We start from the raw sequence: 17,028 nt of genomic DNA on the forward strand, positions 1-17,028 counted from the left end.
CAGCCGTTAACTTCCTATTCTCAGGACCCGGGTCGTGACGCGGGCGAGCTGGACGGGATCCGGTTCGGTGCCAAGGCCCGGTGCATCCAGCGGGGCGACCAGCCCCCGCCCTGCCAGTTCGACCGGCAGGGTGGTGATGTCGGGTGCGAAGTAGCGGGCGCTTTCGGCGACATCCGATGGATAGATCATGCCGGGCAGGGTCGCGAGGGCGATATTCGTCCAGCGGCCGATGCCGGTCTCGAACTTGGCGCCGGTGAAACAGCCGATGCCCGCGGCTCTGAGGCGATCGTGGATTGCCTTGGCCCGGATCAGCCCGCCCACCCTGCCGACCTTGACGTTGACGGCGCGTGCCGCCTGCCTCTCCAGCAATTCGTCCACGTCTTCCATCGTGTGAATGCTCTCATCCAGGCAGACCGTGGTGTCCAGCCGGGCTTGAAGGGCCGTATAGGCCTTCCAGTTGTGGGCGGCCATCGGCTGTTCCAGCAGCATCAGCCCGAACCGGTCGAAGCCGGCCAGATGATCCAGGTCTTCAGGCCCGTAGGCGCCGTTCGCATCCGCCAGCACCGGCATATGGGGCAGTTCGGTGCGGAGTGCCGACAGCGGCTCGACGTCCCAGCCCGGTTTGATTTTCACCTTGATCCGATGATATCCGCCGTCCTCGGCGCGCCGGGCGGCTGCCAGCAGGTCGGCGACACTGCCGGTCACGCCGATGGTGGCGCTTGCCTTCACCGGCTGAATGTTGCCGCCAATGCGCACCGCCAGCGGCACGCGATCGCGACGGGCGAGCAGGTCGTGGAGGGCGACCTCTAGTGCAGCAACCGTTTCAACGTGGCCAGCGACGTCGCGGAACCGGTCGAGCATCTCTTCCGGGCCTTCGATGTCGTTTCCGACCAGCATCGGCGCCAAGTGGCGCTCGATGATGTGCCAGGCTGTCTCGATGGTTTCGTAATGGTAAAAGGGCGATTCCATGGCCGTGCATTCGCCCCAGCCCGACAACCCGTCCGATCGGATCTCGACGATCAGCTTGGTCCAGCGTTCCATGCGTTGCCAGCGATTGGCGAAGGGCGCCACCATCTTCGGCGTCACGAAACGCAGCACGATCTCGTCGATCCGCATCGGGGAGTCTCCCTGGGGTTGAGATGATCCAGGGATGATAGCGGCAGGAAAATATCAATCCAACGTTGAATATTGAGGTAAGGAAGACCGCGGGGCCGGAGGGCGCCGCGGCCTTGCGGTTCAGCGTGTCATGGCACCATAGACGCCCTGGCGAACGATCAGCCGATAGGGCTCACGTTGCGAGACGCTCTGCATCATGTAGACCACCAGCAGCTTCTCGCGCGGGTCGATCCAGAAATAAGTGCCGGCATAGCCGCCCCAGTAGAGATCGCCGGTGCTGCCCGGCCAGGCGCCGTCTTCACCGCGACGCACGGCGAAACCCAGGCCGAAACCATAGCCCAGAGGCCCCAGCCCACCGGTATCGATCTCGGGCGTCAGATGATCGGCCGTCATCAGTCGCACGCTTGCCGGGCTCAGGATCCGGGTGCCGTCCAGCTCGCCACCATTCAGGATCATGCGCAGGAAGCGCAGATAGTCTCGGGTCGTGCCGTACATACCGCCGCCGCCTGAAAGGAAGGCGTCTGGATGTGCGGGGTCGAGAAGCTCGGGGGGCTTGTTGCCGAAGGCGGTTTCGGGATCGGCGGCAGCCACCCGGTTGCGCAGGGCCTCGGGCACGTGGAAGAAGGTCTCGGTCATGCCGAGCGGTTTCAGCACCAGCTCGGCCACGATCTGATCCAGCGGCTTGCCGGCGGCGACTTCCAGCACCCGGCCGAGCAGGTCGGTGGAGCGACCATACTCCCAAAGTGTACCCGGTTCTGCCACCAGGGGCAGCTTTGCCAGCTTGGCCGCATACTGCTCGTTGGTATCGGTCCAGAGATGGGTGCCAGCGGCAAGGTAGCGGCTTTTGATCGCCGATTTGCCGAACACGCCATAGGTCAGGCCACTCGTATGGCGCAGAAGGTCACGCACCGTCATCTTGCGTGTGGCGGGTGCGGTCTCCACCGCGGGCTTGCCGTCGGCGCCGGTGATTTCGCGGCCGACCTCAAGATTGGCGAAGTCGGGCAGATAGGCAGAGACCGGTGCCGCGAGCAGCAGCCGTCCATCCTCGATCAGGCGCATGGCCGCTACCGAAACGATCGGCTTGGTCATGGAATAGAGCCGGAACAGGCTGTCCTCGGCCATTTTCGTGGCAGCGGCCCGGTCCTGCCAGCCGACGGCACGCAGCGTGATCAGCTGCCCGTCCCGCTCCACGGCAAGAACGGCGCCCGGAATGCGCCCGGCCTCGGCATCCGCCGCCAGCCGGTCGCCAAGGGCGGTGAGCCGGGCGGCATCGAAGCCGACACCTGTGGCATCCGCTACGACGGTTTCCGCAGCCCGGGCGGCGGGCAGCCCGGGCATTGCCGTCAGCAGGGCTGCAGCCACAAGGACGGCGTGCAACGACCGGCGCCGGCCGGTGACCGGCCCGGCAAATGTCTTGAGACAGATCATCTGGGTCTTCCTCCCTCCGTCGCCCGATGCGTTGCCGGGCGATCATGGTCGGCCTGAATGTGGATCCAGGCCTTCCATGATCAGGCGGGGCTGACGGTCCGCTGTCAACGTAGGCGGGAGAGAAAACCGCCATGCGAAACCCGAATCCCCACCAGTCGTCACGCCGGCCGGGTTGCTGCCACCAGGGCGGCGACGTCGCGGCAAAGCGGCTGAGGCAGATTGTCGGGATCGGCCCAGATGGCGTCGCGGGCGTCGTCACCCGCCCGCAGCCCGGCAACTCCCGTCAAGGCCAGGCGAATGGCCACCAGTACGAAATGATGGTCTGGCCGGTCGGCAGCACCTTCCGCCACCTCCAGCACCGCTATGGGTTCCGGTGCAGGCGATGCATCGGCCCGAGCCTTCAGGCCGGTCTCTTCGGCCAGCTCACGGATGGCGGCGTCGACCAGCCCCTCTCCCCATCGCACCCGACCGCCGGGGAAACCCCAATGACCGGCCTGGGGCGGGTTTGCGCGCAGCACCAGGGCGACGCGCCCGCCATGCCAGGCGATGGCAATGATGCCGAGCCCGGGCATGGCCGGATGCGGGAGGGCGGGAGCTGTCTTGGTCACGGGTCGGGGGCTCCGGTCATGGCTTCCCCGCCGGGCCGGTGATCAATGCGGTGCGAGGCGGCGGAGCAGGTCGGCGGTGTAGCGATCGAGCATTGCCTCGGCATTGCTGCCGAGCGAGCCCAGCCGATGGGTGCAATCGCAGATCAGCAGGCCCATCAGATAGCTGAACACCTGACAGAGTTCCATACGCCTGGCGTCCGCGTCCAGCCCGGCATAGGCGGCGAGCGCGTCTCCTATGACGTCCAGCGCCTCGGACAGCTTGCGGTTCAGCCGGCGGTCGAGTTCCGGCGTCAGCCCGGCCGGCTTCAGCCCATGATAGAGATAGAGGCCGAGGCTCATCTCGTCCGGCCGGCTGCGGTAGTAGGCGAAATAGCTGCGCAGGGCGATTTCGACCCGTTCGCGCGAATTCGCGGCGTTGCCGGTCGCCGTGGCCAGGTGCTCGTACAGGCTGGTCAGCCCGTCGGAGAGCACGGCGGCATAGAGTTCTTCCTTGTTGCGGAAATAAGGATAGATCGCCCCGGTGGTGCAGCCGGCTGCGGCAGCGATGCCGCGCATCGACGCTGCTTCCAGGCCCATTTCGGCGAAGACCGACCGGGCGGCATCGACGATGATCTGGCGCTTGAGTGCCCGGACCGCCTGATCGCGCGCCATGCGCGGCCGGGCGGCCGGCGCAGGCCCGCGGGCTGGCAATTTGATGGCTGCGTTTGTCTGCGTGTGGCTGAGCATCATGGTCAGGATCCCCCCTGTGCCGCCCGGCCTGTGATCGGCTGGCGGCCGCGGACCCGGAAATTGGCGGGCATGGTTGATCCATGCTCCGTCCGGGGCGCATGTTCTCGGCATGGCGCCGTGGTGGTCGAGCCCGGTTTTTCGCCTGGGCGATTGCGGATCCGGCAAGCCGGATGCCGCAGGCTCGTTCCGATATGAGGAAAAGCCTACTCGAACCGCAATTTTTAGTTCCTCGGTGTGTTGACAGATGGGATGACGTGAATCATGCTATATGTGCAGAATCTTTTCCAAAATGCCTTATGCGGATCGCAGATTTGGCAGGGTAAGCTTCCGCGTGGCAGTACAGGGGGGCCCTCAGAAGCTGTACCGCATGGCGATCAACCGGGACAGCCGCCCGCGCCGGGGTTATCCTTGACGTACCAGCCGACGATCGGCCGATCGACCGGTGCCCCACCTGACAAGGGATGCCATGCTCTCTGAAGCGAAGTTCCTGACCGTCGCTCACTGGGCAAAGGATCTGAACGAGGAAGATCGCGAACTCGCCCGCCGCAACACGACCGAAAAGCTGCTGCCCAAAGGCGCCTATCTGTTGCATGAGCACGATCATGTCGACGCCTGGTTCGGTGTCATCGACGGATTGCTCAAGATCAGCGTGGTGGCGGAAAGTGGCGAGATGGTCAGCCTGGCGGGCATCTCCAGCAGCGGCTGGGTGGGCGAGGGGTCGGTGATCAAGAACGAGCCACGACGCTATGACGTCGTGGCGCTGCGTGATACCAGCATCGCCCTGCTCAATGGCCGCACCTTCCGGTGGCTGATGGACAACAGCCCGCCCTTCAACAAATTCCTTGTGCGGCAGCTGAACGAGCGCCTGGGCCAGTACATTGCGTTCGTGGGTTACGGGCGGCTGCTTGATCCGACCGCCCGCCTCGCCCGTTCGATCGCCTGGATGTTCAATCCGGTGCTCAGCCCCAACAATCAGCTTCAGCTCGGCATTTCGCAGGAAGAGATCGGCCTGCTCTCGGGCATGTCGCGCCAGACCGCGAGCAAGGCGCTGCGCCAGCTGCAGGCAGAGGGATTGCTCAGGCTGCAGCACGGGCAGATCGAGATCCTCAATCTGGAGCGGCTCAGCCGTTACGGCACCAAGCTTTGAACCCTGCCTGGAACCGGGTCAATCAGCCTTGAGCCTGCCAGCATCAGAAGCAGGCCCGGCAGTTACGAGGATGGAAACGCACCCATGTCGACCACTGACACCGCGCCCCGGGTGGCGCTGGTCACCAACGCGACCAAATATGCCGGCGCCCCGACCGTGGCGGCACTGGCCGCCCAGGGCTGGCGGATCATCGCCCATGACACATCCTTCACCGATGTCGCGGCCCGCGCCGCCTGGGAGGCGGAAAATCAGGGCATGACCGCCGCCGAGGCCCAGGATCCGGCTGGTCTGATCGCCGAAGTGCTCGACCGGAGGGGCGGGCTGCACGGCATCGTCTCCAACGACGCCTATCCCGCCATCCGTCGCCGCATCGAAGAGACCGAGGCGGATGCGCTGCGCGAGATGCTTGAGGCGCTGACCGTCTTCCCCTTCGCGCTTGCCTCGGCGGCGACCCCGCATCTGAAGGCGCAGGGCGCCGGTGCCATCGTGATGGTCACCTCCGCTTCGCCGCGCCGTCCCTATCCGGGGTTTGCGATGTACGCGACCGCCCGCTCGGCCTCGACCGGACTTGCCAAGGCACTGGCGAACGAGCTGGCCCCCCATGGCGTCCGGGTGAATGCCGTGGCGCCGAACTTCCTCTACAGCGAAACCTATTACCCGCGTGCCAAATGGATCGACGATCCCGCCGGCGCCGCCCGGGTGCGCGAGATGGTGCCGCTCGGTCGTCTGGGCCGGCCCGAGGAGATCGGCGAGCTGATCGCTTTTCTGCTGTCGGACAAGGCCGGCTTCGTGGTCGGCGAGACCGTGGGCTTCACCGGCGGGTGGCCGTGACCGCCGCCGGCAGATGCCCCCGCCCGGCCCACCGGATGGCGGGCCGGGCGGGGGGCGCGATCAGCGAAAGACGCCGCCCTCATCCCAGGTCACGACCCAGGGCAAGGTGGTTGTGGAGGTGTTGAACAGCTTGATGTTGCCGTCGAGGTCGGCTCTCAGCTCCAGCAGCCCGTCCTTCACCACGTCATGCAGCGTCATCAATGGCGCAGACACCGATTTGGCTGCCCGGACCTGATGGCAATAGGTGCCACCGGAGCTGCGCACCTCGATCGTGCCCATCCACCCGAATGGAATCTCATCCGCCGCCCACAACGTGATATCGGCGCCACTGGCGAGCCCGCTGCCGCGACGGCTTCGATACCAGCCGGCCGGCGTCCCTGCGGCCAGAATTGCCGCCGGCAATGTGGCGGTCAGCGCCTGTTGGCCGGCCAGATCATGAACCGTCAGCAGGTTCGACGCCGCCATCCGCATGTCCGGACCAAGCAGGGCGGTCGATGGCGGGCTCGCACAGGTCACCCTCAGATCGTTGCCGATCACCGGGCTCTTCACCGTCAGGATCCGACCGATCACGATCCCACCCGCACTGACCTCATCATCGTCTTTGAAGCCGGGCGTGATGCTGCGAATGATCAGGCTGCCATTCGCCTTTGACCAGATAACGACACCTTCGCCACCCGAGGCACCGGTGATGACATCGCCTTCAACCGGCTTCGTCGCCCCCGCATTCACAAGTAAGCTCGCGGAGGTCACCGTGTCGATGGCCATATCGATCGTGGATGGCGACAGGGCATCGACCGTGATCCGGTTGTTCCTGCGCGGCGTGTCCGTGAAGATCTGACCGGTCCGGCCGCTCGCCAGTCCACCGAGGCTGCTCTCGACAGCCGGCGCAAGATCGATCAGCCGCCGGGCCCGGCCCTTGAACACGGCGTCGATGCGGTTATCCGACCCCATGCACGACACGACTGCGCCGATCTGCATGTTGTCGGGATTCATGATCGTCACGTCGAGATGGCCCGATCCGCCGAGCACCTCGATCGCGCCCGACACGTCGCCGGGATATGCGCCCGTCCCGGGGGCGTCGTAATTCTGTGACGATAGCCCGACTTCATAGCCCACCAGCCCGGTCATCCGAACCGAATGCATGGCCGCGACATCCGTATTGATCATTTGCAGCAGACGGACGATCCGCGACACGCGGCGAGCGATCAATCCGTTCACCAGCACATTGCGGATGACCGACTGATCGACATCGTCACGTCCGGCGCTTTCCAGGGACACCGCGATGAATGCGTCCTCAACCCGTGCATCCGAAATGACGACATCCTCGACACCAAACTGGAATGTCAGTGCCTTGCCGCCCTGGCCGCCATTGGTATCGCCGGTGACGTTGTAGACATAGGGACGCTCCAGACGGAAGCGACGGGCGGTCGCTTTGATCCACCGTTCCCATCCACTGGTGCCGAGACCGATGCCGTTGTTGGTCTGGGCCCCTCCGGCATCGATGACGGCGTCAACAATGGTGACATTCTCGACGCTGTCGCCGGTACGCCTCAGGTTGAGAAGGCCTCCACGAAGTGCCAGCCAGTTTGCATCACATGCGATTGGCGTCTGGCCCAACCAGCGCAGCGTCGTGTTGCTGCCGACGTCGATCTGGTGGTGCGCCAGCACCATCGGGTCGCCGCAGTGGTATTTGCCAACGCCGCCCGGCACCTGAACCTCGCCGCCAGCGACGTGAACGGCATCGAGCGCGGCCTGAATGGCCGGGAGACTGTCGACAGCCTCTGTCGCCGATGCGCCGAACCAGCCGATTGACGACACCTGTCCCGCCGCGAAGCGGATATCGCCATCAACAAAGACATGTGCGGTCAGCGGCGCGGTGACCGGGGCGGTGAACGTGATACGGTGTGGCCTGGCAACGTCCCAGTGGGCGTCGATCACCGTCTTCTGGACCCAGATCCGTCGGGGCTGGTCGCGAAATGCCGCGAAGCCCCACAGCGCGTGCGGCTGGAACGCGTGCTGGAACACGGCACTGACCGTCCCCAGGGGCTGCCACGGCGCAGTCGACGCGCCCCGATACTGCAAGGCCGTTCCAACAGGCAATGAGCTGGCGCCGTCGAAGGCGGAGGCATACAGGCGGTTGTCTCTGATGGCGGCGATCGTAAATTTGATGGTCCCTGAGGCATCGGCCACCGCATATCCCGGCGCAAGCGACGGCATCGGCGTGATATCGACATCACAGGCGAAGATGAGCGGCGGCTTCGGCAGCAGATGCATTGCCCGGATCGGATGCGACGCGTCGACCGGGGACGTGCCGTTGAGCCGGAGATAGACGGTCGACTCGTCCTGCTCATCGGCGTTTCCATAGGACCAGCTCTCGGCGCCCATATCGGCTGTGGTCGGCCGTGAGGCCAGGGCGACCTCGTCGATCTCGATACGGGACGGCCTCGGAATCTGGCCGCGCAGCACAATCTGGCCGTCGACCTGAACGTTGCCGTGCCTGAAGTACCATGTGTCGGGAAGAGCGGATTCCGCCCAACTCGCCGTCGCCGTGGGCAGCAGCGCCTCGCCGAACTGGACGAAGCGACGGCCGCGCACGGCAGCCGTCTGGCCGATGAACAACAAATAGGGCGGAACCTCGTCCGCAGCGACGACAGGCCCCGCTTTCTGCACATATATGGGCGGAGAGTCCGATATCGCCGGGGGCGAGTAGGAAATCTCGCTCCCGGTGAACGACAGCACCTCATGCCCCACCACCAGCCGCCCGGCGGCTTCGAACACCACCGGCGCCGTGAAGGTCAGATCCTGATCCACCCGGTGCGGCTGTTCGATGAACAGGCTGCTGCCGATTGTGGCTGCATAAGCGTCGGCGGCGGCGAGTGCGGCGCTGTCGTCGGTGGTGCCATTGCCGGCAGCCCCCCACCAGCCGGCTACCGGGCGGGCGGTGTCGCGGCGCAGCCACCGGCCGGGCTGGGTCGTGGTCAGCGCCGATGGCCGCAGCACGGTGGCGCCATCATCGGGTGCGGATGACGTCTCGTCGAAGCGGAAGGTGCCGCCCCCGGCGGTGGTGCCGGTCGTGGCGCGGATCACTTCGACCAGCAGAATGGCGGGCACGCCGCCGGCAAGCGGCAGGGCGCGCAGATCGGCCAGGATGTCGACGAACTGGATATCGGTGGATGCCACGGATCGGATCCTCACTTGGGTTCAACGCTGGCGGCAGACATGCCATGGCGAGAGACTCGAGTGTCGTCCACATCCGAATAATATAAGTATATCAATGTGTTGTAACGTGCGGCAACATCGCCGGTCCACGAAAAAGGCGCCATGCTGGAAATCCTGCATGGCGCCTTTCGGAAATCTCTGGTGCCGGCGGTAGGAATTGAACCTACGACCTACTGATTACGAATCAGTTGCTCTACCCCTGAGCTACGCCGGCGCGGTGCGGAGAGGGGCGAGCCTCTCCGGACGGCGCGGACGATAGCGCCGGAAGCGGGGTTTGGCAAGCGGTTAAGCTGCGGCCGCAAAGCCGGCTGCCGCCGCGGCTGCGGCAAGCAGAAGGGCGATGGCCACGGGCAGCGGAGTGGCCGCCCGGCGGATGGCCGCTTCGTCGGCGGGATGTGCGCCGGCCAGGGCCGCGGCCATGGCAAGGCGCATGGGGGAGATCATGGTCGCGATACCGCCTGCGGCCAGCAGGGCGGCGGTGATGCCAAGCGGCAGGGGCCCCGTGGTCGCGGCGGCATCGAGCCCGGGCAGGGCGCCGATGAGCGGTGCGATCATGGCTGCGACCGCGACATTGCTGCCGGTCAGGAAGCCCGCAATCCCGGCCAGCGGGGGCACGATGGCCGGGGCGGCTGCCCCGGCCGTGCCGGCCCAGGCCTGGGCCAGGAGTGCGGGCGCGCCGCCTGCGGCCCAGAGCCCAGCCAGCAGCACGAAGGCGAAGGTGGCTGCGGCGGGGCGCAGGCTGCGCAGAAGGCCGGTGCGCGCCGCGCCGATGATGCCCTTGCGGCGGGCATGGAGGGCGACGCCGAAACCGGTCGCGAGCAGCCAGAGGGAGGGATGATGCAGCGGTGCCCAGCCCGGCAGGTCGGCGAAGGGTCGGATCATCGGTCCGCGGAGCAGCCCGGCCAGCGGGTCGATCAGCCGCGTGGCGAGGAGCACCAGGGTCAGCACCAGATAGGGGGCAAGTGCCGTGATGGTGGCGTTCTGCCCGCCCGACTGCCGCCGGCGAAGCAGCAGATCGACGGCGATCGGCAGGCCGAGTGCTGCGAGTGCCGCCGTTTCGGGCCCGATCAGCAGATTGGCGCCGGCAAGCAGCAGGATGGTGAGGGCGATCAGCAGTGGATCGGTCAACCGGTCACGCCCCCGCGGGCAGGGGAATCGCATTTGAAAATCCCGGGTAGCGGAATGGTCAGAGATGGATTCTTTATTCGGTTCCAAGGAGGAACCGATGCCATCTCTGATCACCATCCTGCGCCAGGTGCCCGACCCGCGCACGGGTAACGCGAGACGCCATGAGCTTCTGGACCTCCTGGTGATCGCGCTGACGGCTTCGATCTGCGGCTGCGAGAGCTGCGTCGATTTTGCCGACTTCGCAGAGGACCGCGAGGAGCTCTTCCGGGAGTTTCTCAGCCTTCCCAACGGCTTGCCAAGCCATGACACGTTCTCGCGGCTGTTCCGCCTGATCGATCCCGCAGCGTTGTCGGCGTGCTTCTCACAGTTCCTCGACGATCTCGGAGCCGATGGTCCCGGCGTAATCGCCATTGATGGCAAAACGCTCCGGCGTTCGTTTGACCGGGCTGCGGGTAAGAGCGCGCTGCACGTGGTGAGCGCCTTTGCCGGCGAGGCCGGGCTGGTGCTCGGCCAGGCGGCGGTTCCAGAGGGCGGCAACGAGATCACCGCCGCCCGCGCCCTCCTCGCCATCATCGATCTGAAGGGCATGCTCGTCACCGCTGACGCGATCCACTGCCAGGGCGAGACGGCGCGCCTCGTGCTGGAGCGCGGCGGCGACTACCTCTTCGCGCTGAAGAAAAACCGCCCCGCCACCCTTGCCGACGTCGAGACCTGGTTCGCCGATCCGGCGACGGCGCCGGCCGAGACGCTGCAAACCACCGACGCAGACCACGGCCGTCTGGAGATCCGTCGGCACGAGGTGGTTCATGACGTCGACTGGCTGTTCCCGGAAAAGCGGGACCCCGACCGGCCTGCCATGCCGGCGCTCGCCACCATCGCCCGGGTCGTCGCCACCGTCGAGCGGGACGGAAAGACAAGCACATCTACCCGCTATTACCTCTCCTCCGCCCGCTTGTCCGCCGCCGCCTTCGCCAAGGCCGTCCGCGGCCACTGGGCCATCGAGAACGGCCTGCACTGGGTTCTCGACACCACCTTCCGCGAGGACGAGGCCCGCGCTCGCAAGGACCACGGCCCGGAAAACCTCGCCATCATCCGAAAACTCGCCCTCAACGTCCTCAAAACTGCCAGGCCAACCATCTCCATCCGTCGCAAGCGAAAGCGATCCGGATGGTCCGACGCATTCGCCCGATCCGTCATCGGGCAAATGCGATAGCCCTGCGGACCATCCCCGCACCGGTTGCCGCAGCGCGCGTTTGCACTATACTGCGCCGATCCGCGGCCCCTCGGGGGCCTGGGCGGCGCGCTTGCGGCCGTCCGCATGGTTCCTGCCGCCGCGATGCCCGCACCTTCCGCCCACATCCTGTCGTTCCCGGGGGCTTCAGATCATGAGCCGCGACGTCAAGAAAGTCGTCCTCGCCTATTCCGGCGGTCTCGACACCTCGATCATCCTGCGCTGGCTGCAGGAGAATTACGGCTGCGAGGTCGTCACCTTCACCGCCGATCTCGGCCAGGGCGAGGAGCTGGAGCCGGCGCGCGCGAAGGCCGAGATGATGGGCGCCTCCGAGATCTTCGTCGAGGATCTGCGCGAGGAGTTCGTGCGCGATTACGTCTTCCCGATGTTCCGCGCCAATGCCCTTTACGAGGGCGTCTATCTGCTCGGCACCTCGATCGCCCGGCCGCTGATCGCCAAGCGCCAGATCGAAATCGCCCGTCAGGTCGGCGCCGATGCGGTCGCCCATGGCGCCACCGGCAAGGGCAATGATCAGGTCCGTTTCGAGCTCGGCTATTACGCGCTCGAGCCCGGCATCAAGGTGGTCGCGCCCTGGCGCGAATGGGATCTCAACTCCCGCACCAGGCTGATCGACTATGCCGAGAAGCATCAGATCCCGATCGCCAAGGGCAAGCGCGGCGAGGCGCCGTATTCGACCGACGCCAACCTGCTGCACATCTCGTATGAAGGCCGCGCCCTGGAAGATCCCTGGGTCGAGCCGGACGAGGAGATGTTCACCCGCTCGGTCTCGCCCGCCGCGGCCCCTGACGAGCCGACCTATGTCGAGATCTCGTTCGAGCGGGGCGATGCGGTCGCGATCGACGGCGAGGCGCTGACGCCTGCGGCCCTGCTGACCCGCCTGAACGATCTGGGCGGCGCCAACGGCATCGGCCGGCTCGATCTGGTCGAAAACCGGTTCGTGGGCATGAAGTCGCGCGGCGTCTACGAGACCCCGGGCGGCACCATCCTGCTGGTCGCGCATCGCGCGATGGAGAGCCTGACCCTCGACCGCGGGGCCTCGCACCTCAAGGACGAGCTGATGCCCCGCTATGCGGAGCTGATCTATAACGGCTTCTGGTTCTCGCCCGAGCGCGAGATGCTGCAGGCGCTGATCGACCGGAGCCAGGAGAACGTCACCGGCACCGTCCGGCTGAAGCTGTTCAAGGGCAATGTGATCGTCGTCGGCCGCAAGTCGCCGAAGAGCCTCTATGACGAGGCCTTTGCGACCTTCGAGGCCGACCAGGTCTACGACCAGCGCGACGCCCAGGGCTTTATCAAGCTGAATGCCCTGCGCCTGCGCCTGCGCCTCGGCGCCCGCCGCGGCGACCGCCGCTGAGCGGACCCGGCGGGGCGGCGCCGGTTCCATGAACCGGTCCCGCCCGCGTCGCTTGATGACAAAGCCTTGAAATCTGTGACGCGCGCGGTGGACAAGCCGCGCGCGTCGCCGTTCCATAGAGAACTGACTGTCCGCATCCGCGGACGGACGGACGGCCGGCGCAGCCGGCGTCTCCCAAGGAGTGCATTTCGCATCATGACCAAGCACGCCGCGCTTCCCGGCCGCCTGCTGATGCTCGGCTTCGGCAGCATCGGACAGGGTGTCCTGCCGCTGATCCTGCGCCATATCGACATCACCCCGGACCGGATCACGATCATCTCGCCCGACGATGCCGGCAAGGCCGTCGCGGAGGAATACGGCGTCACCTTCCTGAAGATGGCGCTGACCCGCGAGAACTATGTGGCCGAGCTGGAGCAGCGGCTGGGCCAGGGCGATTTCCTGTGCAACGTCTCGGTCGAGGTGTCGAGCGTCGCCCTGATCCGCAAGTGCCGGGAGCTGGGTGCGCTCTATGTCGACACCTGCGTCGAGCCCTGGCCGGGCGGCTATACCGACCCCGATCTCACCCCCTCGCAGCGCAGCAACTATGCGCTGCGCGAGAGCGCGCTCGACGTGAAGCGCGAGCTGGGTGCCGGCCCGACCGCGGTGATCGCCCATGGCGCCAATCCGGGTCTGGTGTCGCATTTCCTGAAGGCGGCGCTGCTGGACATCGCCAAGGCGAGCGGCATGGACGCGACGCGGCCCGAGAGCCGCGAAGGCTGGGCGGCGCTGGCCCGGGATCTGGGCGTGAAGGTCGTCCATATCGCCGAGCGCGACACCCAGAAGGGCCTGCCGCCCAAGGAGCGTGGCGAGTTCGTCAACACCTGGTCGGTGAACGGCTTCGTGGGCGAGGGCTGCCAGCCGTCGGAACTCGGCTGGGGCACGCATGAGCCCGAGCTGCCGCCGGAGGGCCGCCGCCACGAGTTTGGCTGCGATGCCGCGATCTATCTGATGCGTCCGGGTGCCGGCACCCGCGTGCGCACCTGGGTGCCGAGCGAGGGCCCGATCCACGGCTGGCTGATCACCCATAACGAGTCGATCTCCACCGCCGACTATTACACGCTGCGCAACGAGGCGGGCGAGGTGGTCTATCGGCCGACCTGCCACTACGCCTATCACCCCTGCGACGAAGCCGTGCTGTCGCTGCACGAATTCGCCGGCAAGAACTGGGAACTGCAGCCCCGCGTTCGTATTCTGATGAACGAGACCCAGCCGGGCGGCGTCGACGAACTGGGCGTGCTGGTCAACGGCCCGGCCAAGGGCAGCTACTGGTACGGTTCGCAGCTGACCATCGACGAGGCCCGCGAGCTGGTCCCGCACAACAACGCCACCAGCCTGCAGGTGACGGTGTCGGTACTGGCGGCGATGATCTGGGCAATCGAGAACCCGAATGCCGGCGTGGTCGAGCCCGAGGATATCGACGAGCGCCGTATTCTTGAGATCTCGACCCCCTATCTCGGCACCATGGCCGGGTACTGGACCAACTGGACCCCGCTTCAGGACCGCGAGACCCTCTTCCCCGAGGATCTGGACCGGAACGAGCCCTGGGCGTTCAAGAACGTCATCGTGCGCTGATCCGCAGTCCGGATCGGTTCTGACGACAAAGCCCGGCCCGCGATTGCGGGCCGGGTTTTCTTTTCGCCTGGCCCGGTTCTACGGCCGTACACCCTGAGCGGAGGCCGGAGCCTTTCCGGTCGATTCCGTTCCGAGAAGGGGGACATGCGCCACACGGTCAAGACATCCCTCCGCCAGCTGCATGATGTCTACCGCGTCCACATGGCCCCGGACCGGCAACGGCCAGGCGTCGGCGGCGAAAGCCGCGGCAGCAGCCGTGACCGGGGCTGCCTCCGCGGCGCCGGTCAGGGTCAGATGCGGATCGAAGGGCGTGTCCGGGCGGCGGGTCGGCAGGCCGGGGCCGTCATGCAGGGCGGCGTGGAGGCGGGTGAGCGGCCCGGCGCCGTCGAGAGTACGCAGATAGAAGGCGTATTCGCGCCGTGTGTCGTCCAGATGGGCATGCGGATCGCCCAGTGTCAGGTCGAAGGCCGGTGCGGTGGCCGCAAGGGCAGCCAGGGTGGCTTCAAGGGCCGGGCGACAGGCGATGGCCGCGCCGAACACCAGCGTCAGATGCGGCGGCACCAGGGTCGCCCGCGCCGGTTCGTGGCGGCGGCGGAAGGCATCGATGCGGGCGGCATCAGCAGCGGCGAAGCGCGGGAGGCAGAGGACATAGAGCATCGGCCGTCGCTCCCCTCCCGCGATACCCTGCTCAGAGCCGGGTCATGTCGATGCCGCGCCGGGCGCAGGCGGCCTGCAGTGTGTTGGAGAGCAGGCAGGCGATGGTCATGGGGCCGACGCCACCCGGCACGGGCGTGATATGCGCCGCCACCGCCCTGGCCTCGTCGAAGGCGACGTCGCCGACCAGGCGGTCCTTGCCGCCTTCGGTCGCCGGCGGCAGGCGGTTGATGCCGACATCGATCACGGTCGCACCCGGCTTGATCCAGAATCCGCGGACCATCTCGGGCCGGCCGACGGCGGCGACCACGATATCGGCGGTGCGCACCATCTCGGGCAGATCCCTGGTGCGCGAATGCGCGATGGTGACGGTGCAGTCGCGGCCGAGCAGCAGCTGGCCCATCGGCTTGCCGACGATGTTGGAGCGGCCGATCACCACGGCATGCCGGCCGGCCATGTTCTGGCCGAGGGTCCGGTCGAGCAGCATCAGGCAGCCGAGCGGCGTGCAGGGCACCAGGGCCGGCTGGCCGGTGGCGAGACGGCCGGCATTGACCGGGTGGAAACCGTCGACATCCTTGGCCGGATCGATCGCCTCGATCACTTTCTGGGCGTCGATCTGGCGGGGCAGCGGCAGCTGGACCAGGATACCGTCGACCTCGGGATCGGCATTCAGCTGCGCCACTAGGTCGAGCAGGGCCGCTTCGGAGGTGTCGGCAGGCAGCTTGTGCTCAAGGCTGCGCATGCCGGCTGCTTCGGTCTGGCGATGCTTGTTGCGGACATAGACCTGGCTTGCCGGGTCCTCGCCGACCAGCACCACGGCCAGACCGGGGCGGATGCCATGACGGGCGTAGAGCCCGCCGACGCGGGCCGCGGTGGCGGAACGCAGATCGGCCGCGACGGCCTTGCCGTCGATCAGCTCAGCTGAAGCCATGAGACTGATATCTCCTTGGAACTCGGATCAGGCGTCGCCGCCAAGGCCGCGGGCGCGGGCGGCGATGTCTTCGGCATCGGCGAAGCCCTCGCCTTCGATGCCGAGTCGCTTGGCACGATCGGTCACACCCTGGACGACGCGGACCCGGTTGCGGGCGATGCCCAGCGCCTCGGCGACCAGCCGTTCGACCGCGGCATTGGCTTTGCCGTCCTCGGGGGCGGCGGTCACCTTGACCTGCAGCCGCATCCGGCCATGGCCGTCATCGCGGGCAGGTTCTATGGCGGCCTTGCGCGCCTTGGGCTGGACCTTCACGAAGATCGAGACATTGGCCGGCCCTTCGCGTTCAACCGCAGGCGCCGCCATGCCGGTGATGTCATCGCTCATCGGATCAGTACATCATCCCGTAGGCATAAGGCGCGAGCCAGCCGTTGACCACGATCTTCAGGAAGTTCAGCAGCAGCAGCAGGACCAGCGGCGACAGGTCGAGCCCGCCGAGGCTGGGCAGGACGTTGCGGATCGGGCGCAGCACCGGTTCGGTGATCCGGTGAATGAAACTGCCGATCGTGTAGACGACCTGATTGTTGGTGTTGACGACGTTGAACGCCACCAGCCAGCTCAGGATGACGCTCGCAATCAGGATCCAGGTGTAGATCTCGATGGCGGCATTGAACAGGAAGAGCAGGCCTTGGAGAAGCGACGCCATGCGGGGCTCCCTCGTACTCGGGCTGCCGCATGTCCGATGCGGCGTTCTGACGGGTCGGGCGGAGTATAGCGCAGCCGTTGCGGGCGGCCAGTCGATTGTGACGATTCTCTGAGAGAGGCGCTTGACAGTATCCCGACCTCACGCCAATATCCGCGCCGTTCACCACCGGTGCCCGACGGGCTGCCGGCGGGGCGGGTGCGGGGCCGTAGCTCAGTTGGGAGAGCGCTAGAATCGCACTCTAGAGGTCGAGGGTTCGACTCCCTTCGGCTCCACCAATTCCCGCTTGAACGCGACGAAAAGGCCGGCATATGCCGGCC

Annotated in this window: 15 protein-coding genes and 2 tRNA genes; 6 read left to right on the forward strand and 11 right to left on the reverse strand. The window is 66.6% G+C overall.

All coding sequences use genetic code 11. The features are described 5' to 3' along the window. Positions 1-6: 6 nt before the first annotated feature. From menC to P7L68_RS05835, 4 genes are all read right to left on the reverse strand, one after another. Entirely contained in the window at positions 7-1,116 is a 1,110-nt protein-coding gene (menC, locus tag P7L68_RS05820) for an o-succinylbenzoate synthase (protein WP_372003395.1), read from the reverse strand. 120 nt (positions 1,117-1,236) lie between these two features. Continuing rightward, positions 1,237-2,544, reverse strand: a complete 1,308-nt coding sequence (locus P7L68_RS05825; protein ID WP_372003398.1) for a serine hydrolase domain-containing protein — start codon at positions 2,542-2,544, stop codon at positions 1,237-1,239. A gap of 158 nt (positions 2,545-2,702) precedes the next feature. Further along, positions 2,703-3,152 carry an NUDIX hydrolase gene (locus P7L68_RS05830; RefSeq protein ID WP_372003401.1) on the reverse strand — a complete coding sequence of 150 codons (450 nt, stop codon included), beginning with the start codon at positions 3,150-3,152 and terminating at the stop codon, positions 2,703-2,705. A 42-nt stretch (positions 3,153-3,194) separates the two neighbouring features. Beyond that, entirely contained in the window at positions 3,195-3,803 is a 609-nt protein-coding gene (locus tag P7L68_RS05835; RefSeq protein ID WP_372003404.1) for a TetR/AcrR family transcriptional regulator, read from the reverse strand. A 544-nt stretch (positions 3,804-4,347) separates the two neighbouring features. Between P7L68_RS05835 and P7L68_RS05840 the strand changes: the two genes are divergently transcribed. Together P7L68_RS05840 and P7L68_RS05845 are read left to right on the forward strand one after the other, a co-directional pair. Further along, complete coding sequence (locus P7L68_RS05840) at positions 4,348-5,028, forward strand: Crp/Fnr family transcriptional regulator (protein WP_372003407.1); 681 nt, start codon at positions 4,348-4,350, stop codon at positions 5,026-5,028. An 84-nt stretch (positions 5,029-5,112) separates the two neighbouring features. Next, positions 5,113-5,859 carry an SDR family oxidoreductase gene (locus P7L68_RS05845; RefSeq protein ID WP_372003409.1) on the forward strand — a complete coding sequence of 249 codons (747 nt, stop codon included), beginning with the start codon at positions 5,113-5,115 and terminating at the stop codon, positions 5,857-5,859. 60 nt (positions 5,860-5,919) lie between these two features. Here the strand turns inward: P7L68_RS05845 and P7L68_RS05850 are convergent, their stop codons facing one another. The 3 genes from P7L68_RS05850 to P7L68_RS05860 form a co-directional block, all read right to left on the reverse strand. Further along, positions 5,920-9,039, reverse strand: coding sequence for a hypothetical protein (locus P7L68_RS05850; RefSeq protein WP_372003411.1), 3,120 nt, complete (start codon positions 9,037-9,039; stop codon positions 5,920-5,922). Positions 9,040-9,217: 178 nt separating this feature from the next. Next, a tRNA-Thr gene (locus P7L68_RS05855) sits at positions 9,218-9,292 on the reverse strand. 71 nt (positions 9,293-9,363) lie between these two features. After that, positions 9,364-10,206 carry a hypothetical protein gene (locus tag P7L68_RS05860; protein WP_372003413.1) on the reverse strand — a complete coding sequence of 281 codons (843 nt, stop codon included), beginning with the start codon at positions 10,204-10,206 and terminating at the stop codon, positions 9,364-9,366. A 97-nt stretch (positions 10,207-10,303) separates the two neighbouring features. Between P7L68_RS05860 and P7L68_RS05865 the strand changes: the two genes are divergently transcribed. From P7L68_RS05865 to P7L68_RS05875, 3 genes are all read left to right on the forward strand, one after another. Then, complete coding sequence (locus P7L68_RS05865) at positions 10,304-11,419, forward strand: ISAs1 family transposase (RefSeq protein WP_372006792.1); 1,116 nt, start codon at positions 10,304-10,306, stop codon at positions 11,417-11,419. Positions 11,420-11,591: 172 nt separating this feature from the next. Further along, a complete protein-coding gene (locus tag P7L68_RS05870; RefSeq protein WP_372003415.1) occupies positions 11,592-12,812 on the forward strand; it encodes an argininosuccinate synthase in 1,221 nt (406 codons plus the stop codon). A gap of 195 nt (positions 12,813-13,007) precedes the next feature. After that, positions 13,008-14,423 (forward strand): homospermidine synthase, encoded by a 1,416-nt coding sequence (locus P7L68_RS05875; protein WP_372003417.1) that lies wholly within the window; start codon positions 13,008-13,010, stop codon positions 14,421-14,423. A 78-nt stretch (positions 14,424-14,501) separates the two neighbouring features. Here P7L68_RS05875 and P7L68_RS05880 read toward each other — a convergent pair whose 3' ends face one another. The 4 genes from P7L68_RS05880 to P7L68_RS05895 are packed head-to-tail and all read right to left on the reverse strand — an operon-like array spanning position 14,502 to position 16,711. Continuing rightward, on the reverse strand, positions 14,502-15,080 hold the full coding sequence (locus P7L68_RS05880; protein WP_372003418.1) for a 2'-5' RNA ligase family protein: 579 nt from the start codon (positions 15,078-15,080) through the stop codon (positions 14,502-14,504). A gap of 31 nt (positions 15,081-15,111) precedes the next feature. Further along, on the reverse strand, positions 15,112-16,008 hold the full coding sequence (gene folD, locus P7L68_RS05885; RefSeq protein WP_372003420.1) for a bifunctional methylenetetrahydrofolate dehydrogenase/methenyltetrahydrofolate cyclohydrolase FolD: 897 nt from the start codon (positions 16,006-16,008) through the stop codon (positions 15,112-15,114). Positions 16,009-16,035: 27 nt separating this feature from the next. Then, on the reverse strand, positions 16,036-16,392 hold the full coding sequence (locus P7L68_RS05890) for a DUF167 domain-containing protein (RefSeq protein WP_372003421.1): 357 nt from the start codon (positions 16,390-16,392) through the stop codon (positions 16,036-16,038). A 4-nt stretch (positions 16,393-16,396) separates the two neighbouring features. Further along, positions 16,397-16,711 carry a YggT family protein gene (locus P7L68_RS05895; RefSeq protein WP_372003423.1) on the reverse strand — a complete coding sequence of 105 codons (315 nt, stop codon included), beginning with the start codon at positions 16,709-16,711 and terminating at the stop codon, positions 16,397-16,399. Positions 16,712-16,910: 199 nt separating this feature from the next. On the opposite strand from P7L68_RS05895, the gene P7L68_RS05900 reads away from it, so the two are divergent. Continuing rightward, positions 16,911-16,986: transfer RNA gene (locus P7L68_RS05900), tRNA-Ala, on the forward strand. Positions 16,987-17,028: the final 42 nt, after the last annotated feature.

This window comes from Tistrella mobilis, from assembly GCF_041468085.1.
Taxonomy (GTDB): Bacteria; Pseudomonadota; Alphaproteobacteria; order Tistrellales; family Tistrellaceae; genus Tistrella; species Tistrella mobilis_A.